A 22,988-nucleotide genomic window follows, 5' to 3' on the forward strand; every position below is an offset into this window, starting at 1 on the left:
GGCAGGCAATGCCAAGGACTGGCGCCGTTATAGAACGGCGCCCGTCAGGCCAGTCAGAATCAATAGATGCTGAACGGGAAGTACTTGTCGTTGATCTTCTTGTAGGTGCCGTCAGCGACGATTTCTTTCAGTGCGGTGTTCAGCTTCGTGCGAATCTCATCGCCTTTGCGTACAGCGATACCGATCTTGTCGCTTTCTTCCACCGGGTCGCCCTTGAATTCGTAGGACCGGCCGGCGTCGCTTTTCAGCCACTCGTAGTTAACGTATTTGTCCGCCAGGATGCCGTCCAGACGACCGGAGGTCAGGTCCAGGTAAGCGTTTTCCTGGGTGTCGTAGAGTTTGACTTCGACGCCTTCCATGTTGTCTTCCAGCCAAGTGCCGGCGAGGGTCGCACGTTGTGCGCCGATCACTTTGCCTTGCAGGGAATCCTTGTCGGTTTTGAAGTCGACGTTTTTCGGTGCGATGAATTGCAGCTTGTTGGAGTAGTACGGGTCGGTGAAGTCCACCGCTTGCTTGCGCTCGTCGGTGATCGACATCGAGGAAATCAGGAAGTCGAACTTCTTGGCGTTCAGGGCCGGGATGATGCCGTCCCAGTCGGACGTGACCACGGTGCAATCGACTTTCATCTTGGCGCACAGGGCGTCGCCGATTTCTTTGTCGAAGCCGACGACATTGCCACTGGCATCTTTGTTGTTGAACGGCGGGTAGGCCGCTTCGATGCCCATCTTCAAGGTTTCGGCGGCGACACCGGCGCTGAACGCCAGGGTGACGGCGGCAGCCAGGAAGATTTTTTTGTAGTTCTGCATGCGGGTAGCTCCGTTAGCGGTTGCTGGACATGAATTGTTTGCAGCGCGCCGAAAGCGGGTTATCGAACACCTGCTGTGGCGATCCTTGCTCTTCTACCAAGCCTTGGTGGAGGAATACCACCTCGCTGGAAACCTGACGGGCAAAGCCCATTTCATGGGTGACCAGCAGCATGGTGCGGCCTTCCTCGGCCAATGCGCGGATGACATTAAGTACTTCCTGGACCATTTCCGGGTCAAGGGCGGAGGTGGGTTCGTCGAACAGAATCACCTTGGGTTGCATCGCCAGGGTACGGGCGATGGCCGCGCGTTGCTGCTGACCGCCGGAGAGTTGCGCGGGGTAAGCGTGGCGCTTGTCGGCGATGCCGACCTTGGCCAGCAGGGCTTCGGCGACTTCGATGGCTTCGGCCTTGCTCTGGCCGAGCACGCGGCGCGGGGCTTCGATGATGTTGTCGAGCACGCTCATGTGCGGCCACAGATTAAAGTTTTGAAATACAAAACCAATCTCGCTGCGCAGGCGGTTGATCTGCTTGCCGTCGGCAGCGACCAGTTCGCCGTTCTTGGCGGCTTTGAGCTTGAGTTCTTCGCCGGCCACCAGAATCTGGCCCTGATGCGGGTTTTCCAGCAGGTTGATGCAACGAAGGAACGTGGACTTGCCGGAACCGGAGGAACCCAGGATCGAGATCACATCGCCGTCGCGGGCGGTCAGCGAGATGCCTTTGAGCACCTCAAGCTGTCCGTAGCGTTTGTGCAAGTTGCGGATTTCAAGCGCGGGCGTGGCCTCAGCCATGTGCGTTCCTCATAGTGTTTCGCTCCTGCTGTTGGTTGGCCTTCCTGGCGAGGCGGCCAAGCTAGCATAGCGTTCGAATGGCAGCCAACAGCGCTACGGGCGGTAAACGGCTGGCATGTGGCAGGTTGTCGCATCGGTACAGCAGACTGTCGCGCTGCTATCAACCGAACAGCCGTTTGAACCAGATGCACTGCGGGTGTCGCGTAAAAAAGGGCGCGATGTTGCCAGCTTTGGCGGGGTGTTGGAAGCGCTAACCGGCCAAACGTTCCTGATCCGCACTTTTATTGTGCGGCGGGCATTTTTTGGTGTGTTTCTGGTGCGCTATTTCGTCCTTAAAGTGGGTCGCAGGGTAACGCTCTGGCGAATTGCCATTAATCTCAATGACTTGCGATGACTGTCCGGTCAGACGGAGAGCCCCGGAGCTGGGGAGTTTGTAACATTTTGGCGCAATTATTGCGTGCAGAATAAGGAACGCCCCGTTGGTTTCTTTTTACGAGAAGGAACGCCAAGCGGGATGAACGCATTCGCTTTTCCTTACAAAGGTAGTTTCAATGAGCAGTACCCCAAGCTCCAATGGCCTCGAACAGGGGCTCAAACCGCGTCATGTGACCATGCTGTCGATCGCCGGGGTTATCGGCGCCGGCCTGTTCGTCGGCTCGGGTCACGCCATCGCTGCAGCAGGCCCGGCCGTACTGTTGGCTTACGCTGCCGCCGGTACTCTGGTGGTGCTGGTGATGCGCATGCTCGGCGAAATGGCCGTCTCTTCGCCAGACACAGGCTCCTTTTCGACCTACGCCGATCGCGCGATCGGTCACTGGGCCGGTTTCACCATCGGCTGGCTCTACTGGTGGTTCTGGGTGCTGGTCATCCCGCTGGAGGCCAACGCCGCCGCGACCATCTTGCATGCATGGTTCCCTGATGTGGCGATCTGGGCCTTCACCCTGGTCATCACCTTGCTGCTGACGGTGACCAACCTGTTCAGCGTGAAGAACTATGGTGAATTTGAATTCTGGTTCGCCCTGATCAAAGTCGTGGCGATCATCGGTTTCATTGTCTTGGGCGTTCTGGCGATTTTCGGCTTCCTGCCGACCAGCCAGGTCAGCGGCGTTTCGCACCTGTTCGACACCCAAGGCTTCCTGCCAAACGGCATGGGCGCTGTACTGGCTGCAATGCTCACCACCATGTTCTCGTTCATGGGCACCGAGATCGTCACCATCGCGGCTGCAGAGTCGAAGAACCCGGGCCAGCAAATCTCCAAGGCCACCAACTCGGTGATCTGGCGGATCGGCTTGTTCTACCTCGTGTCGATCTTCATTGTTGTGGCACTGGTGCCCTGGAATGACCCGGTACTGGCTGCCGTTGGTTCCTACCAGACGGTGCTTGAGCGCATGGGCATCCCGAACGCCAAGCTGATCGTCGACATCGTGGTTCTGGTTGCTGTAACCAGTTGCCTGAACTCTGCGCTCTACACCGCTTCGCGCATGCTGTTCTCCCTCGGCAAACGCGGCGATGCACCGGCCGTGTCCCAGCGTACCAATGGCAGCGGCACGCCATACTGGGCAGTGATGTTGTCCACTGGGGCAGCCTTCCTCGCGGTATTCGCCAACTACGTGGCTCCGGCTGCGGTGTTTGAATTCCTGCTGGCCAGCTCCGGTGCTATCGCCCTGCTGGTGTACTTGGTGATCGCGGTTTCCCAGCTGCGCATGCGTCAAAAGCGTATGGCTGCCGGTGAGAAGATTGCCTTCCGCATGTGGCTGTTTCCGGGCCTGACTTACGCGGTGATCGTGTTCATCGTCGGCATCCTGACGATCATGCTGTTCCAGGAAGCTCATCGCGTGGAGATCCTCGCGACCGGCGTGTTGAGCGTGTTGGTGGTGGCGGCCGGTTTGTTTGTGGCTCGCCGTCGCAAACTGCAGAAGCTGGGCGCGGTGGCTCTGAGCTGATTCGTACCGCTTGACGCAAAACGGCCGCTGTCAGGGATGACAAGCGGCCGTTTTTGTTTCTGAAGAGGCGAGTATTTACTCGCCCTTTTCTTCCTGCGCATCCAGCGACTGACGATAGCTGTCCAGCGCATCGCCGAAATCAGTGATGAACTGCGGGTCGGTCAGCCACGCCTGGGCGGTTTCGCGATCCATGCCGTCGGCCCACATGCGGTAATCGATCAGCATGTCGGCGGCCAGGTGAGTGGCGGCCATGGCTTCGTTGTCGGCGTTTTCCATGTCCAGCAGGTCTGGATGGTCGCTGATGATATCGGCGAGGTTCGACAGCAGGGTCAGTAGCATGTCGTTGCGACTGGTGGCTTCTGCGTCACGCATTTTGCTGAACATTGCCAGGGTGTATTCCGGGATCGGCTCGCCGATTTCACCCAGGTCATCGTCCAGCGCGGCGGGTTTTCTGCCGTGGATATTGATTTGCTTGGCTTTGATCTTGGCGCGCTTGGCGCGTTTCTGTTGCTTGTTCAGGGATGCCATGGGAACTCAGTTGGTTTTCTGTTGGTTTTGAGCCGCGATGGCTTCGGACGCCGCCACATAGTCGACCTGGAAGGCCGGAGATTCGATCCACGCCAAGGCGCCGGCTTCGTCGACTTCGGTGGACCATTGGCGGTATTCGATCAGCGCAGCGATGATGAAGTCTGTCGCTGTTTCTTCGCCCTCCTGCTCCAGCACCAATGCGAGCAGAGGGTGTTCAAGAAAGGCTGTGCACATAGCCTGTTGGCTGATCTTTTCTGCGTCGATCATTTCTTTGAACAGTTCGGTCAGGTCCACCGATTCGAAGTCGATACGATCGTCGTTCGGGTCCAGCTCGACCGGCGCGGCGGCCCGTTGGGTGCGGTTCTGCTTGGCCTTGGCTTTGGCGCGGGTGGCGCGTTTTTGCTGCTTGTTGGCGGAGGCCATGGGCGTCGTTCCGTATTTCGTTGAGTGGGCAAGGCCATCAGTTGCGTGGCACTAGCCGCCCCGGAGTATCGGGGGCCAGTTCGCCGCTTTGCAGCCAGGACAATGCAATGGGCCATAGTGTGGCTTGGTATGAGCTACGAAAAAAGGCGAAATGTCCGACTTCTTCTTCGCCGATGTCTTCGGGGGCGATTCGCAGGTGGCTGTTCGTTGCACCGGTGAAGTAACCGAGCAGGCGTTCGATGGCCGCAATGGTGCCGTAAGGATCGTCGCTGATGCTGATGGCCAGGGTTTTCGCGGTGACGGAGGCGAAGGGCAGTCGGCCGGCTTTTGCGTGGATAACCCGACCGCTGGGGCGCGTTTCAAATTGCGCAGTGGGTGTGCTCCAGTCGCGTACCACGCCGGTGGGCGTGTCTTCCAGCCAGCCGAGGCGTTTACCGGGGAAGTAGCCGCAAAGCATCGTCACCAACGGCATCACCAGGTGCCACTTGCCAAACATCCGCCATCGGTGGGCGGGCGCATAGTCGCGCCAGTAAGCGAATTGCGCGCCGACGGTCACCAGATGCCGAATTAAATGCCCAGACGCTCCCAGGCCCGCTGCACAGCCTCCAAAGCTGTGGCCGACCGCATCGATAGGCTGCCCCGGAAACTCACGTTGAGCGCGCTTGAGCATTGCTTCGAAATCCAGGGCGCCCCAATCGCTCCACGAAGCTTGCAGCCCTTTCAGCGATCCGGGGTGCGACTCGCCGATGCCGCGATAGTCGTAGGTGATCACGTCAAAGCCGTTGGCGAACAGGTAATCGGCGAAGCGTGAGTAATGCCGGCAGCGGACCGAGGTGGCGGCGTTGATGATGACGACCGGGCGAGCGGTGTCCTGAGAAGCGTGCCGCCAGGTGAAGCCGCCAAGGATGAAGCCGTCTGCGGCGGGCTCCTTGAACGGTTCGCCGGGTGTGGTGGTTGGCAATGGCAACTCGATTTGAGTGGGTGCCAGCGAGGGCATGTCCTGCAAATTCATTGGCGCTGAACCTTTGCGGTAGCTGCCTAAGATAGCCTTCGCGCAACGCGTGAACAATCCGGCTGTTTTACTCCGAGATTTGGTTGAGCAAGCGCTCCTCAAGTATTGCCCGTTCCCGATCCAGCCCGCCCGCAGTTCATCCTTGCTCGGCAATACCAGCCCGTACTTGCTTGCGAACAGTTGATCTGGCGTTCCAGGGGGCGCTTGACCAGTTTTGGTTGGCGGCTTCGTCAATGTACCAGTTGCGGGCCTTGTCACTGTCGACTCGCAGCAGTCTGCGGTAGTGGGTCCAGCTCAATTCGTGACGCAGTGCGTCTCGAATTGGAAACGCCTGACAAAAACAGGGGCAGGTTAGTCGACGATGCCGGGCGCGGCTGGTAAGTCGGAAGGATCATTCGATTGGTTTTGCGGGATCACGCCGATGGCAATCCGCGTTTGAGGAATACAACGTGTAGTCCAATTCGCAGTGAGCCCAAGTACTAATCAATCTAAAACTAGGGCATTCAGCGAGAAATCTAAAAGGAGTAACAATTGGGTTCTATAGAGCCCGGGAGTCGCCATCATGAAGTACGTCCAGTCACTCATGTTGCCCATCGCCGCAGTCGGATTACTGATGTTTCCGGTCGCGCTTAACGCCGCCAGCCTTGAACCAATTGACAGCTCAGGCGTGCAAATCCAGCGGCAAGAGCAGAACGGGATCACTTACCTGTCCGGCGGTATCGGTGAGGATGAGGCGAAGGCGATCCAACAAACCACTGGCTACAACCTGCACATGACCTTCTCCATTGGGCCGGAGAGCAAATACGTTCCTGATGTGGATGTGGTTATTCAGAAAGCCCCGGGACAGACCGTGCTGACACTTAGCCAGGCCGGTCCGCTGGTTTACGTTCAACTGCCCCCTGGCAAATACACCGTTGTTGCGACACGCAATGGCGAAGAGCGGCGTGACACGGCGGATGTCGGAAGCGGCGCTGCCCGCAATCTGGTATTCCACTGGAACAGTGATGAATAGCGGCGAAGGGGCTCGTTGAAAGCGTCGCGAGCAGGATGAAGAAACAGAGTGTTATTAAATCCCAGGCATAAAAAAACCCTGAATCTTGCGATTCAGGGTTTTCGGTATTTGGTGCCCAGAGACGGAATCGAACCGCCGACACGGGGATTTTCAATCCCCTGCTCTACCGACTGAGCTATCTGGGCAACGGGGCGCATTAAACTGGTTTTTCAGGGGGTCGTCAAGAAAGTTTTCAAAAAAATTTTAATTATTACCGTCGCTTACGTTCCGACCCTCGAAAAAGCGGGATTACTCTGCCGGCGGAACGTAGCCGTCGGCCTTGGCGTATTCCTCGCCGGAAAAGAACTTGTCCATCTCGCCCTGAAGATATTTGCGGTCTTCGGCGTTCATCATGTTCAGGCGTTTTTCGTTGATCAGCAGGGTCTGGTGTTTCTGCCAGTCGGCCCAGGCCTTGGCCGAGACGTGGTCAAAAATGTCCTGACCTTTGGCGCCCGGAAATGGAGCGCGGTCCAGGGCGGGCAATTCTTCTTTGTACTTGCGGCACATGATGGTGCGGGTCATGACGACTCTCCTGCGTTCAATACGGCGGCCGCGCGTTCGAGCAAGGTTTTGACCGGGGCGGCAAGGCCCAGGCGCGGCGGGGTGGCGAGGTTATACCAGAGCCAGTCGGCCTCGGCCACGTGATGGCCGGCCTCCTGGACCTGAACCAGCCAGGGTTCGATGGACAACTGAAAGTGGCTGAAGGTGTGCACCAGGCTCGGCAGTGCCTGTTGGTTGCCCAGCTCCAGTGAGTGTTGCGAGGCCAAATGTTGCAGGTCCTCGAGGTCGTCGAGTTCCGGCAGGCTCCACAGACCGCCCCACAAGCCAGTGGAAGGGCGACGGTAAAGCAGAATCGCGCCTTCGCCATTGGCGAGCATCGGCATCAGCGTGCGCTTCTGTGGCACGGCTTTGCGCGGTTTGGGGATCGGGTAGCGGGTTTCCAGGCCGAGCATGTGCGCTTCGCAGCCCTTTTCCAGCGGGCAGAGCAGGCAACTCGGTTTGCTGCGGGTGCAGAGCGTGGCGCCCAGATCCATCATCGCCTGGGTGTAGGCGTTGACCCGATCATGGGGCGTAAAGCGTTCTGCGTTGGCCCACAGCTGCTTCGCGACCTTCGGCTCGCCCGGGTATCCCTCTTGCGCGGTAAAGCGCGCGAGCACCCGTTTGACGTTGCCATCGAGGATGGGTGCCCGCAGGCCCATGCTCAGACTGGCGATAGCACCTGCAGTGGACAGGCCAATGCCTGGTAGATCAGTGAGCTTTTCCACATCCCGCGGAAACTCGCCGCCGTACTCGGCGACGACGATCTTTGCGGTCTTTTGCAGATTGCGCGCGCGGGTGTAGTAACCGAGGCCGGTCCACAAGTGCAGCACTTCGTCTTCCGGCGCGGCGGCCAGAGCCTCGACCGTCGGCAGCGAGGCCATGAACCGGTCGAAGTAGTTCAGCACGGTGCTGACCTGGGTTTGCTGCAACATGATTTCCGAAACCCACACCCGATATGGGGTGATGCCTTGTTGCCAAGGCAAATCGTGGCGGCCATGGCGGTCGTACCAGTCCAGCACCGCCGATGAAAACTGCTCGGCTCTCATCGCTTGAACAGCCCCTTCAAGGCGTCTTTCAGTTCAGGGCTGACCTTGTCGCCAAGCTTCTCGTCGATTTTTTCGCTGATCTTCTCGCCAGCCATTTTGCCCGCGACCTGGCCCATGCGTTCGTTATCGAGGCGGCAAGCCTTGGCGCCAAGTTCCAGCGGGCCACGGCAGCGCAACGGCCACTCGATGCCGACGAACTTCTCGCCCACCTGGCACGCCGGGTCTGGCATGTCGCTCTTGTCGCCTTCAACGATGATGCCCACGCGATAATCCATGCCCAGCACACGCAGGTCGACGTCACCGTCGCCCTTGACGGTCATGCCCGGGATGCGCACTTTCAGGTCCGGGTTGCTGGCCACGCCGTTGCGGAAGGTCAGGTTGCCCTTGAGCTCCTGGAACGGAGTGTCCTTGCCTCGTGGTTCGCCGCTGAGGGATTTGCGGTTGAGCGTGGCGATGCCTTTGCACAGCTGTTGTTCGAGGTTGGCATTGAGCAGCACGCCGTTATCGATGACGAAACTGGCGGTGCCATTGAGGCTTTCGATCAGTGCTTTCTGGCTGTTGCCACTGCCGGTCAGGGCGCTGTTGAGCGTCACCTGACCTTTGACCGGCGGATTTTTACCCTGGCTTTCGAGGATTTTTTCCACGGGCACTTTGTTGATGCGCGTCTGCAGGTTCAGCGCCGGCACTTGCTGGCGCACGTCGAGGGTGCCCTTGGTTTCGAAGTTGCCGTCGTACAGGTCGCCGCGCAGGTTCTCCAGCGTCAACAGGCCGCCCTGGCCTGTGGCCTTGAGCGCAGCGTTCTGGATCGGCAGTTTATCGAGGGTCAACTGGCCGAAAGTCAGGTCGGCGTCCACATCGAGTTTGGCCAGTCGCTCCACCGGCAACAGACGTTCATTGCTCCACGCGTCTTTGGTCGGAGCCTGCGGAAGAGGCGTGCTGCCGGCACCGGCCATGGCATCGGCCTCGGTGCTGGCCACTTCGGCCTGGCGCACCTGCGTCGCACTGCTGGCTTCGGCAGATTTCGGCGGCAGATAGCGGTCGACGTTGAAGGTGTCAGCCTTGAGGACCGCCCGCAGCGATTGCTTGGCGAAATCCTCTACGGCGATGCGGCCATTGAAGGTGCTGTCGTCGACTTTCAGGTTGATGTCGTCGAACACCACGCTGGTCGGCGTGCCGGCTACGCGGCTGACCAGTTCGACCTTGCTCAGGCTGCCCTCGGCCATGGCCGGGAGTTTCTGGCCGATGCTGTCGACGAATTTCGCCAGATCAAACTGGGCAATCGACAGGCCGCCGCTGAGCTGCGGGGTTTTATCGAGGTCGTTGGCCTTCAGCTCGCCCAGGGCGCGCAGTTGGTTGGCGGAGATTTTGATGCCGGTCCACTCGGCTACGTTCGCGGCTTTGTCCAGCAGCAGCTGGCCCTGAGCGGCGAAGGTCATGGTCTTGCCTTGCAGCGGATCGCCGGCGACTTCACCGGAGAGCTTCATGTCTTCGAATTTGTAACGCTGTAAGGCGCGCTCGAAGCGCAACTCGCCAGTGAGTTCGGTGCGCACCCGCATGACTGGCTGGTTGGTGCCCAGGAATGCGGTGAGTTTGACCGGGATATTGGTCGAATCGTGTACCGGGCCGGTGCTGAGCTGGATGCTTTCGGCGCTGAACTGCTTGCCGGTTTTCTCGTCGCTGTATTCAACGCGGGCGTTGTTAACGGTCAGGCTGTCGATGTCCAGGCGGATCGGCTGAGACGGTTTTTCCGCTTGGGCGGTGGTCTCTGGTGCAGGCGCTTCGGTCGCGGCTGGCGGTGTGGCCGGGGTCGCAGACGCCGGTGCCTTGCCGATGTCTTCCCAATTGCCGTGGCCGTCCTTGTCGCGGTTCAGGCGCAGGTTCAGGCCTTCGACGCGCACATCACTCATCTGCACTTCGCGGCGCAGCAGCGGCAGCACGCGAACCGACAGGCCGAGCATCTGCAGGTCAGCAAACGGCTCGGCGGGCTTGGCCAGTGTCGCAACACTGGCGTCGTGCAATTCCAGGCCCAGCCACGGAAACAGGCTCCAGCCGATGTCGCCATTGAGCGTCAGCTCGATGTGGGCCTTGTCGCGGGCAATCTGGCGAATCTCGTCTTTGTAGTCGTTGGGATCGAAGAGGTGGGTCAGGGCAAAGCCCAGCGCCACAATGATCAGCAACAGCCCGAGAAGCACCAGACCCAGGATTTTGCCGAACGCTTTCATGGGCGAGTCCTTGTAGTTAGTCGAATTCGAAATTTAGCCGGGGAGTATAGCGCTCCGAAGCGGACGACCGGTCAGCGATCACGTTGGCAGTATATCCAGCGGCACTTTTAGCTTGGCAGCCAGCGCTTGGGCTTCAAGGTGCCCGGCCGGCGCGAGCAAATGCAAGGTCGCGCCCGATTGCGACGCCATTTTCTGCGCTTCGTTCACCAGACGCTCGGCTACGCCACGACGACGGGTAATTTTTCTTACGCATAGTTGGGACAGATGCCAGACGTCCTGATGCCGTTGCAGGCGTGCCGCACCCAGCAGGCGATCGTTGAAGCGGCCGGCGATCAGTGATCCGTCCAGAAGGCAGCCTTCGATCAGCTGCACATCACCGGCAAATGGGGCAAACAGCCAGTCCGGGGCGTCTCGGTAGATCTTCTGTAGGTCTTGCTGATCCTGGTAAGTGGCTTCGTTCAGCGGCTCGACAATGATCGGCATGGCGATTCCTTTAGAGGTACGAGAACAGACAACTTGCAAAAAGGTGATATCACTTTGGTTTTTCTGTCACGTGCAAATGGTAACCTCTGCCGGTTCGTCCGTCCTTCTGCGACGTGATGTCGCACCAAAACGGAGCTTTACCCCAAAAAAACAGTCATGCGTGCGCATAAAGGCTGGGGGTTGAGTAGTGGCTGGCGAACCATACTAATAATTGGGGGATACACAATGACTACGAGCATCACGGCGGGCGGCCTCACGGCTGACCAGCCCGCGTTCCTGTCCAAGGAGCGCATCATCGCCAAGCCCGGTTTCAACCGCTGGCTGGTACCACCGGCCGCTCTGGCCATCCACCTTTGCATCGGCATGGCCTATGGCTTTTCGGTGTTCTGGCTGCCGCTGTCCAAAGCCTTGGGCGTGACCAAGCCAATGGCCTGCGCGCCGGACATGAGCTTCATCGCTCAAGTCTTTTCGTCGCAATGCGACTGGCCGATCTCGATGCTCGGCTGGATCTACACCCTGTTCTTCATCTTCCTCGGCTGCTCGGCAGCGATCTGGGGTGGCTGGCTGGAACACGCAGGTCCTCGCAAGGCTGGCGTTGTGTCGGCACTGTGCTGGTGTGGCGGTCTGCTGATTTCAGCGCTGGGGGTCTACACCCACCAGATATGGCTGATGTGGATCGGCTCCGGGGTCATTGGCGGTATCGGCCTGGGGCTGGGTTACATCTCGCCGGTCTCGACCCTGATCAAGTGGTTCCCGGACAAGCGCGGCATGGCGACAGGCATGGCGATCATGGGTTTCGGCGGTGGCGCGATGGTCGGAGCTCCGCTGGCTGCAGCCCTGATGGGCCACTTCGCTTCGCCAACCAGCGTAGGCGTGTGGCAGAGCTTCCTGGTGATGGCTGCGATCTACTTCGTGTTCATGATCGGTGGCGCACTGTCCTACCGTGTGCCGCCAACCGGCTGGAAGCCTGAAGGCTGGACCGCTCCAGCGAAGAAAGCCTCGAATGCGATGATCACCAACCGTCACGTCCACGTGAATGTGGCGTGGAAAACCCCGCAATTCCGTCTGGTGTGGCTGGTGCTGTGCCTGAACGTTTCGGCAGGTATCGGCATTCTCGGCATGGCTTCGCCACTGTTGCAGGAAGTGTTCGCCGGTAAATTGCTCGGTAACGACCTGACGTTCGGTCAACTGGACGCTTCGCAACTGGCTTCGATCGCTGCGATCGCCGCCGGTTTCACCGGTTTGCTGAGCCTGTTCAACATCGGTGGCCGCTTCTTCTGGGCTTCGTTCTCGGATTACCTGGGCCGCAAAAACACCTACTTCGTGTTCTTCGCCCTGGGCTTTGCCCTCTACGCGCTGATCCCGAACCTCGGTCATCTGGGCAGCGTTGCGCTGTTTGTGGCGGCGTTCTGCGTCATCCTGTCGATGTATGGCGGTGGTTTTGCGACTGTTCCGGCCTACCTCGCAGACCTGTTCGGTACGCAAATGGTCGGCGCGATCCATGGTCGTCTGCTGACGGCGTGGGCGGCGGCGGGTGTGTTGGGGCCGGTGTTGGTGAACTACTTGCGTGAGTATCAGCTGAGCATCGGCGTTGAACGCGCCGCGGCTTACGACATCACGTTGTACATCCTTGCGGGCCTGCTGGTGCTGGGTTTCATCTGCAACTTGCTGGTACGTCCGGTGGCAGACAAGTACTTCATGACCGACGCTGAACTGGCGGCCGAACAGGCGCTGGGCCACGACAAGGGTGCTGATGCCAGCACTTCGCTGGAGTGGAAAGCGGCGCCTGGCACGCGTCCATTGGCGATTGCAGCGTGGCTGGTGGTGGGGATTCCGTTGGCGTGGGGTGTGTGGGTGACTCTGCAGAAAACGGCGGTTCTGTTTCACTAAGGCAATATCCAAGGCGAGCCCGATCCTGAAGGGTGAGGGCAGACCCTGTGGGAGCGGGCTTGCTCGCGAAGACAGAGTGTCAGTCGACTGCAATGTTGCCTGACTCGCTGCTTTCGCGAGCAAGCCCGCTCCCACATTTGATCTTCGTACATCTCAGAATTTGTGTTTGCCCGCTTGTATGGACATGTCTATCACCGACAGTGCTGGATTCAGTCCGTCAGTCATATCACCTCCCGTGTTTCTGTTTCCGGCCCGCGCCCCTATAATGGTTGCCTTTTTCGCCCAATGATTTTGCGGAGCTGGTGATGGCCGAACGTAAGGCGTCTGTCGAGCGCGACACTCTGGAAACCCAGATCAAAGCCTCGATCAACCTGGATGGCACCGGAAAGGCCCGATTTGATATCGGTGTTCCTTTTCTTGAGCACATGCTCGACCAGATCGCCCGTCATGGGCTGATCGACCTGGATATCGTCAGCAAGGGCGACCTGCATATCGACGACCACCACACGGTGGAAGACGTCGGTATCACCCTGGGTCAGGCATTCACCAAAGCCATCGGCGACAAGAAAGGCATCCGTCGCTACGGCCACGCCTACGTGCCGCTCGATGAAGCGCTGTCGCGCGTGGTGATCGACTTCTCCGGCCGTCCCGGCCTGCAGATGCACGTTCCCTACACCCGCGCCACCGTCGGCGGTTTCGACGTTGACCTGTTCCAGGAATTCTTCCAGGGCTTCGTCAACCACGCCAACGTCACCCTGCACATCGACAATCTGCGTGGGCACAACACCCACCACCAGATCGAAACCGTGTTCAAGGCTTTCGGCCGCGCACTGCGCATGGCCGTGGAGCTGGATGACCGCATGGCCGGGCAGATGCCTTCGACCAAAGGCGTTCTGTAATGCAGACGGTCGCGGTTATCGATTACGGCATGGGCAACCTGCACTCGGTGGCCAAGGCCCTCGAGCACGTTGGTGCCGGCAAGGTCTTGATCACCAGCGATGCCGACGTGATTCGCGAAGCCGACCGGGTGGTTTTCCCCGGCGTCGGCGCGATTCGCGATTGCATGGCGGAGATCCGTCGCCTGGGCTTCGATTCGCTGGTGCGTGAAGTCAGCCAGGACCGTCCGTTCCTCGGCATCTGCGTCGGCATGCAAGCCTTGCTCGACAGCAGTGAAGAGAACGATGGTGTCGACTGCATCGGCCTGTTCCCCGGCCAGGTGAAGTTCTTCGGCAAAGGTCTGCACGAAGACGGCGAGCACCTGAAAGTCCCGCACATGGGCTGGAACGAAGTGAAGCAGACGGTGAGTCATCCGCTGTGGCACAACATTCCGGACCTGGCGCGTTTCTATTTCGTGCACAGCTACTACATCGCCGCCGGCAACCCGCGGCAGGTGGTGGGTGGTGGTCACTACGGGGTCGATTTCGCCGCAGCGCTGGCCGATGGCTCGCGTTTCGCCGTGCAGTTCCACCCGGAGAAAAGCCATACCCATGGCCTGCAATTGCTGCAGAACTTCGCGGCGTGGGACGGTCGCTGGTAAATGGCCGTCAAGAAAAAGCCGCCGATCCTGACCCTCACTCCCGAACAGGAGAGCGAGGCCAATCACAAGATCAAGCGGTTTATGGAAGAGCGCTTCGAACTGGACCTGGGTTCGTTCGAAGCGGCTGAAATTCTTGAGCTGTTTACCCGTGAAATCGCGCCGCACTATTACAACAGGGCGATTTTTGATGTGCAGACGCACCTCAAAGAGAGGTTCGAAAGCATCGAAAGCGACCTGTGGGCGCTCGAGAAAAACTGATTTTCGAGCGAAGCTGAACAATCGAATTTGAAGGTTTGCCAGATGCTGATTATTCCCGCTATCGATCTCAAAGACGGTGCCTGTGTTCGTCTGCGCCAGGGCCGCATGGAAGATTCCACAGTGTTCTCCGATGACCCGGTGAGCATGGCTGCCAAGTGGGTGGAGGGCGGTTGCCGCCGTCTGCATCTGGTCGACCTGAACGGCGCCTTCGAAGGCCAGCCGGTAAACGGTGAAGTGGTCACCGCCATCGCCAAGCGTTACCCGAACCTGCCGATCCAGATCGGCGGCGGTATCCGTTCCCTGGAAACCATCGAACACTACGTGAAAGCGGGCGTGAGCTACGTGATCATCGGCACCAAAGCCGTGAAAGATCCTGCTTTCGTCGCCGAAGCTTGCCGTGCGTTCCCGGGCAAGGTGATCGTCGGTCTGGATGCCAAGGACGGTTTCGTCGCCACCGACGGCTGGGCTGAAATCAGCACCATTCAGGTCATCGACCTGGCCAAACAGTTCGAAGCCGACGGCGTGTCTGCGATCGTTTATACCGACATCGCCAAAGACGGCATGATGCAGGGCTGCAACGTTCCGTTCACCGCCGCGCTGGCCGCTGCGACGAAGATCCCGGTGATCGCCTCCGGCGGTATTCACAACCTCGGTGACATCAAGTCGCTGCTCGACGCCAAGGCGCCTGGCATCATCGGCGCGATCACCGGCCGGGCGATCTACGAAGGCACCCTCGACGTCGCTGAAGCGCAAGCTTTCTGCGATTCGTACAAAGGCTGAGGACTGACCATGGCGCTGGCCAAACGCATCATCCCTTGCCTGGACGTGGATAACGGCCGGGTGGTCAAGGGCGTCAAGTTCGAGAATATCCGCGACGCCGGCGACCCGGTGGAAATCGCCCGTCGCTACGACGAGCAGGGCGCCGACGAGATTACCTTTCTCGACATCACCGCCAGCGTCGACGGTCGCGACACCACGCTGCACACCGTCGAGCGCATGGCCAGCCAGGTGTTCATCCCGCTGACCGTGGGCGGTGGCGTGCGAACCGTGCAGGACATTCGCAACCTGCTCAATGCCGGTGCGGACAAGGTTTCGATCAACACCGCCGCGGTGTTCAACCCGGAATTCGTTGGCGAAGCGGCGCAGCATTTCGGCTCGCAGTGCATCGTCGTTGCCATCGATGCGAAGAAGGTTTCCGGTCCGGGCGAAACTCCGCGCTGGGAAATCTTCACCCACGGTGGTCGCAAACCTACCGGTCTCGACGCCGTTGAATGGGCGAAGAAAATGGAAGGCCTGGGTGCCGGTGAAATCCTGCTGACCAGCATGGACCAGGACGGCATGAAAAACGGCTTCGACCTGGGCGTCACCCGCGCCATCAGCGATGCCTTGGGCATTCCGGTGATCGCATCGGGCGGTGTTGGCAACCTGCAACATTTGGCCGATGGCATTATCGAAGGTCACGCCAGCGCGGTATTGGCGGCGAGTATTTTCCACTTCGGCGAATACACCGTTCAGGAAGCCAAGGCCTACATGGCTCATCGCGGCATTGTGATGCGCTAAACAAACGATACAGGCCAGTGGACATCATGGCGGGCTCAAGGCACTCTTGGGTACGCCATGGATTCAGGTAGCCAGACATGCTTAAACGCCTTCTTCTTGTCCTCGCCAGCGCATCTCTGTTGTTCATCAATGGAGCACAAGCCGCAAAAAGTCCCGACACCGACCTGGTGTTGCTGACGGAAAATTTCCCACCGTACAACATGGCGAAGAACGGCAAGAACTTCGCTCAGGACGAGAACATCAATGGCATCGCCGTGGACATCGTCCGGGAGATGTTCAAACGCGCAGAAATCACCTACAGCCTGACGCTGCGTTTCCCTTGGGAGCGCATCTACAAACTCGCCCTTGAGAAACCGGGGTATGGCGTGTTCGTGATGGCGCGGTTGAAGGATCGCGAGCAACTCTTCAAGTGGGTTGGCCCTATCGGCCCGGACGACTGGATCATGCTGGCCAAGGCTGACAGCAAGATCAGCCTGGAGTCCCTGGAGCAGGCGCGTAAATACAAGATCGGCGCCTACAAGGGCGATGCGATTGCCGAAACCCTGGCCAAGCAAGGGTTGAAGCCGATTGTCGTGCTGCGCGATCAGGACAACGCGAAGAAACTGGTCAATGGCCAGATCGATTTGTGGGCTACTGGCGACCCTGCCGGCCGTTACCTCGCCCGACAAGATGGCGTGACCGGCCTCAAGACCGTGCTGCGGTTCAACAGTGCCGAGTTGTACCTGGCGTTGAACAAGGATGTGCCGGATGAGGTGGTGGCCAAGCTTCAGGCCGCGCTGGATGAACTGCGCAGGGAAGGTGTGGTGGACGACATCATGGCGCGGTATCTCTAAACCCCACATTTGTTCTGAGGTGTATCCAGCTACCGGTACACCCCATCCTTCCCATGCCCGGCCATTGCCTTGTTGCCGCGCACGCTGATCATCTGCTTGATATCGATCCACTCAATCCCCTGAGACTTGAGCTTGGGCAGTTCACGCTCCAGCACCGCCAGGGTTTGCGGATACGGATGCCCGATCATCACCGCCGAACCCTGCTTATGCGCCAGGGTGATCGCCGTCTGTAGCTGCGTGAAGATCGCCGCTTCAGTTTGCTCGTCATCCAGAAACACATCCCGCGAAACGCTCGCCAACCCGATCTTTTGCGCCTGGGCCGCTGCCGCGGTCTGCGCGCTGGTGCGGCTGTCGACGAAAAACTTGTGTCGTCGCTGCAAGTCCGCCATCAACCAGGCCATGGCTGCCGGCTGAGCGGTCATGCGACTGCCCATGTGGTTGTTGATACCGGCGGTATACGGCACAGCCTTGAACGCCGCGTTCAGGCGTTTCTCCAGTTCGTCGATGGGCAAGTCAGGGCGCCAGGCGAACGGACCGGTGGCCGGGTCCATGGGCATGTGCAGGATGACGATCTTGCCGGCGCGATGGGCTTCGCGGGCGAATTCGGTGGCGTGGGGTGTGTCGGGCATGATCGCCGCAGTCACCGGGCCGGGCAGGGCCAGCACACGACGATCCCGGGGCAGGTTCTGCCCCAGGTCATCGATGATCAGCGTGAGATAGGCTTTTTGAGGTGTCGTCGCGACGGGTGCTGCATGAGCAACACCCGCCAGACAGCACAGCAGGCCGAAGATAAACCGCAGACGCATCTCAGCGGCCGGAGGTGATGCTCAGCCCTTTGAGCAGGCTCAGGGCCTGGGCCAACTGGTAATCATCATCCTGCGGCATCGGCTTGGCTTTGCTGCTGGAAGTCGGTTTGTCGGCGCCGCCGTTGCCATTACCCAGGTGGCCTTGCAGGTCGGCTTCCTTGAAGTACTCGCCATCCTGCTCGTTGGTGATCTTGGCCTTGCGCACTTCGATGTCCGGGACGATGCCCTGGGCCTGAATCGAGCGGCCGTTCGGCGTGTAATACAGCGCCGTGGTGATCTTCAGTGCGCGTTCGTTGTTCAGCGGCAGCACGGTTTGTACCGAGCCTTTGCCGAAACTGGTGGTGCCCATGACCACCGCGCGTTTCTGATCCTGCAAGGCGCCGGCGACAATTTCCGAGGCGGAGGCGCTGCCGCCGTTGATCAGCGCGACCATTGGCACGGCTTCGCTTTCGTCTTTGCCGGTGGCAGAGAAGCGCAGTTCGGAGTTGGCAATACGGCCCTTGGTGTAAACGATCAGGCCCTTGGTGATGAAGTGGTCGACCACTTCCACCGCCGATTGCAGCACGCCGCCAGGGTTGTTACGCAGGTCGAGAATGATGCCGTTGAGCTTCTTGCCGTTGTCCTTGCGCAGCTTGGCCAGGGCTTTGGAGACTTCTTCGCCGGTCTTGACCTGGAACTGGGTAATACGGATGTAACCGTAGCCGGATTCCAGCAACTGGCTCTTCACGCTCTTCACTTGAATGATCGCGCGGGCCAGGGTCACGTCGAACGGCGTGCCGCCGTCGCGTACCAGGGTCAGGGTGATTTTCTGGCCGATCTTGCCGCGCATCTTGTCCACGGCTTCGGTCATGCTCTGGCCGCGAGTCGGCTGGCCGTTGATCTTGACGATGAAGTCGCCGGCCTGAATGCCAGCCTTGGAAGCCGGGGTGTCATCGATCGGCGAAACTACCTTGATGAAACCATCTTCGGCGCCAACTTCGATACCCAGGCCGCCAAATTCGCCGCTGGTGCTTTCCTGCAATTCAGCGAAGTCTTCCGGCCCCAGGTAAGCAGAGTGCGGGTCGAGGTTGCTGAGCATGCCCTTGATCGCGTTTTCCAGCAGGGTCTTGTCGTCCACCGGTTCGACATAGGCTGCCTTGATCCGATCCATGACCTCGGCAAAAGTGCGCAACTCTTCCAGAGGCAACGGCGCCTTGGTGGTCGCAGCAGTGCCCGCAGGCGCGACCGCCGGAGCAGGTTGAGCGGCGAACGCCAAAGGCGCGCCGATCACCAGGGCGATCGTCAGGGCCAGCGAGGTAAGGCGGGACAAATGCAGCATGTCGAACGAACTCCTGAATTAGATGGCGCGCTTATCCTTGCGCACGGCACCATTGCGCCGGATCACTCGGGTGACCCTGCTGACGAATAGCGAAATACAGCGCTGGTGTGTCCTGCCCGCCACTGCTGCCGACAGTGGAGATGGACTCACCGGCTTTTACCACGTCACCCGCAGACTTGAGCAGCGTCTGGTTGTGACCATAAAGACTCAAAAAACCGTTGCCGTGGTCGAGAATCACCAGCAGCCCGGCGCCACGCAGCCAATCGGCAAACACCACGCGACCGCCATGCACGGCATGCACCTGGCTGCCGGCGGAGGCGCTGATCATCACGCCGTCCCACTTGGTACGGGCGTCGTCGCCACGGGTTTCGCCAAAGCGTGCCAGCAGTCGACCATCAACCGGCCACGGAAGTTTGCCCCGACTTGAAGCAAAAGGGCCGCCAAAGGTTTCGCCTGAACTTGAAACCAGGGCGCCGGGTGTCGATTTAACGGGTTTGCGTGGGGCGTCAGTGGCATCTGCTTGTGCCTGAGCCTCACGTAAACGCTTTTTTTCGGCTTCCTGCTGGGCGATCAGCGCTTTTTGCCGCGCTTCTTCTGCCTCTCGAGCCTGGCGGGCCAGGGTTTCTTCGATGGTATTAAGGACTTTAGACAGGTCTGCCTGATCCTGCTCGCGGGCGGCCAGCTTCTGATCGCGGGCCTTTACGTCGTCGCTGAGCTTGGCCAGGACTAGCTGGCGCTCCTTGCGGACTTTGTCGAGTTCGTCGCGCTGGCTGTCGAGGTCGCTTTTCTGCACCAGCAATTGCGCCTGTTGCATGGCGATGTCTTTTTCGACATTGGCCAGTTGGCGCAGGGTTTCGTTGAAATTCTTCAGCTGCTCCAGGCGGGCCTGGCTCAGGTAGTCGTAATAGGTGAGGGTGCGGGCGAATTTTTCCGGGTTCTGCTGGTTGAGCAGTAACTTCAGGTACTCCTGACGACCGTTTTGATAGGCCGCGCGGGCCTGAATGGCGATCAGTCGTTGCTGTTCAATGCGCGCGCTCTGGAGTTTTTTTTTCTCACCATCGAGTCGCTGCAGCTCGGATTCGCTTTTCTTCAGCTCTTTTTGCAGGGCTTCGACCTGCTTCTCGAGCTTGCCCATCTCGGTCTCGGTGCCCTTGAGGTCTTTCTGCACGCCGGATTTTTCTTCCTGGAGCTTGCCCAGCAGTTTTTTCAGCTCGGCAATGTCCTGACGCGTGGCGTCCAACTGTTGTTGGGTTTGCGCACGCTCGTCAGCAAAAGCCGGTTGGAGCAGGCAAGTCAGAGCAAGGGCTATCAGGACGCGAAGCATAGAGGCGGGCGACACCAGGGAAAGGGACGTCCTAGTATGCCCGCCATGCGCTGCAAAAAAAACGCCCAATTGGGGCTGTGTGATGACTGGAGCAGGTTCTGCGGTGAAAACACCGCAAAACCAATGTGGGAGCGGGCTTGCTCGCGAATGCGGTGTATCAGGCAACGTTGATGTCGACTGACACACCGCATTCGCGAGCAAGCCCGCTCCCACAGGGTTTAGCGGTGTTTTGATAGGACCGATTACACCAGAATCGAAGTACCTGTCATTTCCGCAGGTTTCTCCAGCCCCAGCAACATCAGCATCGTCGGCGCCACGTCCGCCAGCACGCCTCCATCACGCACCTTGAAGTCGCGCTTGCCGACATAGATGAACGGCACCGGTTCGGTGGTGTGGGCTGTGTGGGCCTGGCCGGTGGTTTCGTCGGACATTTGTTCGACGTTGCCGTGGTCGGCGGTGATCAGCGCTTCGCCGCCGACTTTTTCCAGCGCCTCGGCGATGCGGCCGACGCACAGGTCCAGGCATTCAACCGCCTTGACGGCTGCGTCGAAAATGCCGCTGTGGCCGACCATGTCGCCGTTGGCGTAGTTGACCACGATCACGTCGTAACGCTGGTTTTCGATGGCGTCGACGATACGGTCGGTGACTTCCGGGGCGCTCATCTCGGGCTGCAAGTCATAGGTGGCGACTTTTGGCGACGGGATCAGGATGCGCTCTTCGCCCGGGAACGGTTCTTCGCGACCGCCGGAGAAGAAGAAGGTCACGTGGGCGTACTTCTCGGTTTCGGCGATGCGCAGCTGGGTCTTGCCGTTTTTCGCCAGGTAGTCGCCCAGGACATTTTCCAGGCTGCCGGCAGCAAAGGCCGACGGTGCGGGAATGCTGGCGGCGTATTGGGTCAGCATGACGAAGCCGGCCAGTTTTGGCTGGCGGGCCCGTTCAAATTCCTTGAAATCGTCTTCGACGAACACGCGGGTCAGTTCACGGGCGCGGTCGGCGCGGAAGTTCATGAACACCACGGCATCGCCGTCTTCGACTTTCACTGGCTCACCGATCGAGGTGGCTTTGACGAATTCGTCGCTCTCGCCCCGCTCGTAGGCTGCTTGCAGACCTTCCTGGGCGGTGGCGGCATTGAATTCGCCATGGCCATCGACAATCAGGTTGTAGGCCTGGGACACGCGGTCCCAACGGTTGTCACGGTCCATGGCGAAGTAACGGCCAACAATGCTGGCGATCCGGCCTTTGCCGAGGGCCTGGAAGGCCGCATCCAGCAGTTCGATGGACGACTGGGCGCTTTTCGGCGGCGTGTCGCGGCCATCGAGGAAGGCGTGCAGGTAGATTTTTTCGGCGCCGCGCTTGGCGGCCAGTTCGGCCATGGCGACCAGGTGATCCTGGTGGCTGTGAACGCCACCATCGGACAGCAGGCCCATGAAATGCACGGCTTTGCCGGCGGCGACGGCTTTATCCACAGCGGCGCAGATGGTCGGGTTCTCGAAGAACTCGCCGTCGCGGATCGATTTGGTCACGCGGGTGAAGTCCTGATACACCACTCGGCCGGCGCCGAGGTTCATGTGGCCGACCTCGGAATTGCCCATCTGGCCGTCCGGCAGGCCAACGTCCATGCCGCTGCCCGAGATCAGACCGTTCGGCACGGTGGCCCACAGACGGTCCAGTACGGGCTTCTTCGCGGCGAAGATAGCGTTGGATTCAGGGCTCTCACTGTGACCGAAGCCGTCGAGAATAATCAGGACCAAAGGTTTAGGCGTGGTAGTCATGGATTCCACTCGTGGCTGAATTAAAAGAGGGCGATGGAAAAGGGAGTGGCAGTTTAAAGCGAAGTTCCGGTCACGTCACCGCCGGACGGGGTTTGGCCCACCATAGTGGCTGTGTATACTGGCCGACATTTTAACGCCCTGGAACCTCCTTCGATGGTTGCTAACCTGATTCAATTTGCCACCAACCACTATCTGCTCGTCGGTATCTTTGTCGTACTGCTGGCGTTGCTGATCGCTTATCAAATGCAGGGCGGCGGTCGCAGCCTGAGCACCGGTGAACTGACCGGGCTGGTCAACAAGGACGCAGGCGTGGTGATCGACATCCGTTCGAACAAGGATTTCGCCGCTGGTCACATCGTTGGCGCGCTGAACATTCCTCACGACAAACTGACCGCTCGCGTCGGTGAGCTGGAAAAACACAAGGCCAAGACCATCATCCTGGTCGACGCCATGGGTCAGACGGCCGGTACGCATGCGCGCGAACTGGTGAAATCCGGCTTCACCGCCGCCAAGCTTTCCGGCGGTATTTCGAGCTGGAAGGGCGACAACCTGCCGCTGGTGAAGTGATATGAGCAACGTCGTCGTCTATTCCAGCGATTACTGCCCTTACTGCTCGCGAGCCAAGTACCTGCTCGAGAACAAAGGCGTGGCCTTCGAAGAGATCAAGGTCGATGGCAAGCCGCAAGTGCGCGCCGCGATGGCTCAGAAGGCCGGGCGTACGTCCGTGCCGCAAATCTGGATCGGCAGCACGCACGTTGGCGGTTGTGATGATTTGTTTGCCCTGGAGCGCGCCGGCAAGCTCGACGCCATGCTCAAGGCCTGAATGCCTTCCCTATAAGACCCCAAGAT

25 protein-coding genes, 1 tRNA gene and 1 pseudogene are annotated in these 22,988 nt (G+C 59.5%); 12 read left to right on the forward strand and 15 right to left on the reverse strand.

Features of this window, described 5'->3' with window-relative positions; genetic code table 11:
• Positions 1 to 59: 59 nt before the first annotated feature.
• Complete coding sequence (locus ACA055_RS01425) at positions 60 to 806, reverse strand: ABC transporter substrate-binding protein (RefSeq protein ID WP_497682043.1); 747 nt, start codon at positions 804 to 806, stop codon at positions 60 to 62.
• A gap of 13 nt (positions 807 to 819) precedes the next feature.
• Positions 820 to 1,593: an ABC transporter ATP-binding protein gene (locus tag ACA055_RS01430; protein ID WP_027922189.1), complete on the reverse strand. Its 774-nt coding sequence runs from the start codon at positions 1,591 to 1,593 to the stop codon at positions 820 to 822.
• Between the two features lie 115 nt (positions 1,594 to 1,708).
• On the opposite strand from ACA055_RS01430, the gene ACA055_RS01435 reads away from it, so the two are divergent.
• Both ACA055_RS01435 and gabP read left to right on the forward strand, forming a co-directional pair.
• Positions 1,709 to 1,987 (forward strand): hypothetical protein, encoded by a 279-nt coding sequence (locus ACA055_RS01435; protein WP_497682044.1) that lies wholly within the window; start codon positions 1,709 to 1,711, stop codon positions 1,985 to 1,987.
• Between the two features lie 157 nt (positions 1,988 to 2,144).
• Complete coding sequence (gabP, locus tag ACA055_RS01440; RefSeq protein WP_497682045.1) at positions 2,145 to 3,536, forward strand: GABA permease; 1,392 nt, start codon at positions 2,145 to 2,147, stop codon at positions 3,534 to 3,536.
• 75 nt (positions 3,537 to 3,611) lie between these two features.
• Here gabP and ACA055_RS01445 read toward each other — a convergent pair whose 3' ends face one another.
• The 4 genes and pseudogenes from ACA055_RS01445 to ACA055_RS01460 form a co-directional block, all read right to left on the reverse strand.
• Entirely contained in the window at positions 3,612 to 4,064 is a 453-nt protein-coding gene (locus ACA055_RS01445; protein WP_497682046.1) for a hypothetical protein, read from the reverse strand.
• A 6-nt stretch (positions 4,065 to 4,070) separates the two neighbouring features.
• Positions 4,071 to 4,487, reverse strand: coding sequence for a hypothetical protein (locus ACA055_RS01450; RefSeq protein ID WP_497682047.1), 417 nt, complete (start codon positions 4,485 to 4,487; stop codon positions 4,071 to 4,073).
• A gap of 37 nt (positions 4,488 to 4,524) precedes the next feature.
• On the reverse strand, positions 4,525 to 5,499 hold the full coding sequence (locus ACA055_RS01455) for an alpha/beta hydrolase family protein (RefSeq protein WP_497682048.1): 975 nt from the start codon (positions 5,497 to 5,499) through the stop codon (positions 4,525 to 4,527).
• A 179-nt stretch (positions 5,500 to 5,678) separates the two neighbouring features.
• Positions 5,679 to 5,839 (reverse strand): annotated as a pseudogene (locus ACA055_RS01460) (DUF1016 N-terminal domain-containing protein); the annotation flags it as partial.
• A 222-nt stretch (positions 5,840 to 6,061) separates the two neighbouring features.
• On the opposite strand from ACA055_RS01460, the gene ACA055_RS01465 reads away from it, so the two are divergent.
• A complete protein-coding gene (locus tag ACA055_RS01465) occupies positions 6,062 to 6,511 on the forward strand; it encodes a carboxypeptidase regulatory-like domain-containing protein (protein ID WP_497682049.1) in 450 nt (149 codons plus the stop codon).
• A gap of 109 nt (positions 6,512 to 6,620) precedes the next feature.
• Here the strand turns inward: ACA055_RS01465 and ACA055_RS01470 are convergent.
• From ACA055_RS01470 to ACA055_RS01490, 5 genes are all read right to left on the reverse strand, one after another.
• Positions 6,621 to 6,696, reverse strand: a tRNA-Phe gene (locus ACA055_RS01470).
• A 103-nt stretch (positions 6,697 to 6,799) separates the two neighbouring features.
• Positions 6,800 to 7,072, reverse strand: coding sequence for an oxidative damage protection protein (locus ACA055_RS01475; protein WP_149416728.1), 273 nt, complete (start codon positions 7,070 to 7,072; stop codon positions 6,800 to 6,802).
• The gene (gene mutY, locus ACA055_RS01480; RefSeq protein ID WP_497682050.1) at positions 7,069 to 8,136 is read right to left on the reverse strand and encodes an A/G-specific adenine glycosylase; all 1,068 of its coding nucleotides are present in this window, start codon (positions 8,134 to 8,136) and stop codon (positions 7,069 to 7,071) included. The genes ACA055_RS01475 and mutY overlap by 4 nt, the downstream gene beginning before the upstream one ends.
• Complete coding sequence (locus ACA055_RS01485) at positions 8,133 to 10,358, reverse strand: AsmA family protein (RefSeq protein WP_497682051.1); 2,226 nt, start codon at positions 10,356 to 10,358, stop codon at positions 8,133 to 8,135. The genes mutY and ACA055_RS01485 overlap by 4 nt, the downstream gene beginning before the upstream one ends.
• 78 nt (positions 10,359 to 10,436) lie before the next feature.
• On the reverse strand, positions 10,437 to 10,841 hold the full coding sequence (locus tag ACA055_RS01490; protein ID WP_497682052.1) for an acetyl-CoA sensor PanZ family protein: 405 nt from the start codon (positions 10,839 to 10,841) through the stop codon (positions 10,437 to 10,439).
• A gap of 225 nt (positions 10,842 to 11,066) precedes the next feature.
• Between ACA055_RS01490 and ACA055_RS01495 the strand changes: the two genes are divergently transcribed.
• The 7 genes from ACA055_RS01495 (at position 11,067) to ACA055_RS01525 (ending at position 16,919) form a co-directional block, all read left to right on the forward strand.
• Positions 11,067 to 12,731 carry an OFA family MFS transporter gene (locus tag ACA055_RS01495; RefSeq protein ID WP_497682053.1) on the forward strand — a complete coding sequence of 555 codons (1,665 nt, stop codon included), beginning with the start codon at positions 11,067 to 11,069 and terminating at the stop codon, positions 12,729 to 12,731.
• A 305-nt stretch (positions 12,732 to 13,036) separates the two neighbouring features.
• The gene (gene hisB, locus ACA055_RS01500; protein ID WP_003186751.1) at positions 13,037 to 13,630 is read left to right on the forward strand and encodes an imidazoleglycerol-phosphate dehydratase HisB; all 594 of its coding nucleotides are present in this window, start codon (positions 13,037 to 13,039) and stop codon (positions 13,628 to 13,630) included.
• Entirely contained in the window at positions 13,630 to 14,268 is a 639-nt protein-coding gene (gene hisH, locus ACA055_RS01505; RefSeq protein WP_128873794.1) for an imidazole glycerol phosphate synthase subunit HisH, read from the forward strand. The genes hisB and hisH overlap by 1 nt, the downstream gene beginning before the upstream one ends.
• A complete protein-coding gene (locus ACA055_RS01510) occupies positions 14,269 to 14,526 on the forward strand; it encodes a DUF2164 domain-containing protein (protein ID WP_497682054.1) in 258 nt (85 codons plus the stop codon).
• 42 nt (positions 14,527 to 14,568) lie between these two features.
• Positions 14,569 to 15,306, forward strand: a complete 738-nt coding sequence (gene hisA / locus ACA055_RS01515) for a 1-(5-phosphoribosyl)-5-[(5-phosphoribosylamino)methylideneamino]imidazole-4-carboxamide isomerase (protein ID WP_033058290.1) — start codon at positions 14,569 to 14,571, stop codon at positions 15,304 to 15,306.
• Positions 15,307 to 15,315: 9 nt separating this feature from the next.
• The gene (gene hisF / locus ACA055_RS01520; RefSeq protein WP_007972752.1) at positions 15,316 to 16,086 is read left to right on the forward strand and encodes an imidazole glycerol phosphate synthase subunit HisF; all 771 of its coding nucleotides are present in this window, start codon (positions 15,316 to 15,318) and stop codon (positions 16,084 to 16,086) included.
• Positions 16,087 to 16,163: 77 nt separating this feature from the next.
• Positions 16,164 to 16,919: a substrate-binding periplasmic protein gene (locus tag ACA055_RS01525; RefSeq protein WP_497682055.1), complete on the forward strand. Its 756-nt coding sequence runs from the start codon at positions 16,164 to 16,166 to the stop codon at positions 16,917 to 16,919.
• A 29-nt stretch (positions 16,920 to 16,948) separates the two neighbouring features.
• On the opposite strand, the gene ACA055_RS01530 is transcribed toward ACA055_RS01525, so the two are convergent.
• The 4 genes from ACA055_RS01530 to gpmI form a co-directional block, all read right to left on the reverse strand.
• Positions 16,949 to 17,725: a divergent polysaccharide deacetylase family protein gene (locus ACA055_RS01530; RefSeq protein WP_497682056.1), complete on the reverse strand. Its 777-nt coding sequence runs from the start codon at positions 17,723 to 17,725 to the stop codon at positions 16,949 to 16,951.
• A gap of 1 nt (position 17,726) precedes the next feature.
• Complete coding sequence (locus ACA055_RS01535) at positions 17,727 to 19,043, reverse strand: S41 family peptidase (protein ID WP_497682057.1); 1,317 nt, start codon at positions 19,041 to 19,043, stop codon at positions 17,727 to 17,729.
• Between the two features lie 31 nt (positions 19,044 to 19,074).
• A complete protein-coding gene (locus ACA055_RS01540) occupies positions 19,075 to 20,367 on the reverse strand; it encodes a murein hydrolase activator EnvC family protein (RefSeq protein WP_497682058.1) in 1,293 nt (430 codons plus the stop codon).
• A 242-nt stretch (positions 20,368 to 20,609) separates the two neighbouring features.
• Positions 20,610 to 22,139, reverse strand: coding sequence for a 2,3-bisphosphoglycerate-independent phosphoglycerate mutase (gene gpmI / locus ACA055_RS01545; protein ID WP_497682059.1), 1,530 nt, complete (start codon positions 22,137 to 22,139; stop codon positions 20,610 to 20,612).
• Positions 22,140 to 22,292: 153 nt separating this feature from the next.
• Between gpmI and ACA055_RS01550 the strand changes: the two genes are divergently transcribed.
• Positions 22,293 to 22,706 (forward strand): rhodanese-like domain-containing protein, encoded by a 414-nt coding sequence (locus ACA055_RS01550; protein ID WP_497682060.1) that lies wholly within the window; start codon positions 22,293 to 22,295, stop codon positions 22,704 to 22,706.
• Between the two features lies 1 nt (position 22,707).
• Positions 22,708 to 22,962, forward strand: a complete 255-nt coding sequence (grxC, locus tag ACA055_RS01555; protein WP_008149430.1) for a glutaredoxin 3 — start codon at positions 22,708 to 22,710, stop codon at positions 22,960 to 22,962.
• Positions 22,963 to 22,988: the final 26 nt, after the last annotated feature.

The sequence above is a fragment of the Pseudomonas sp. LBUM1657 genome, from assembly GCF_059716075.1.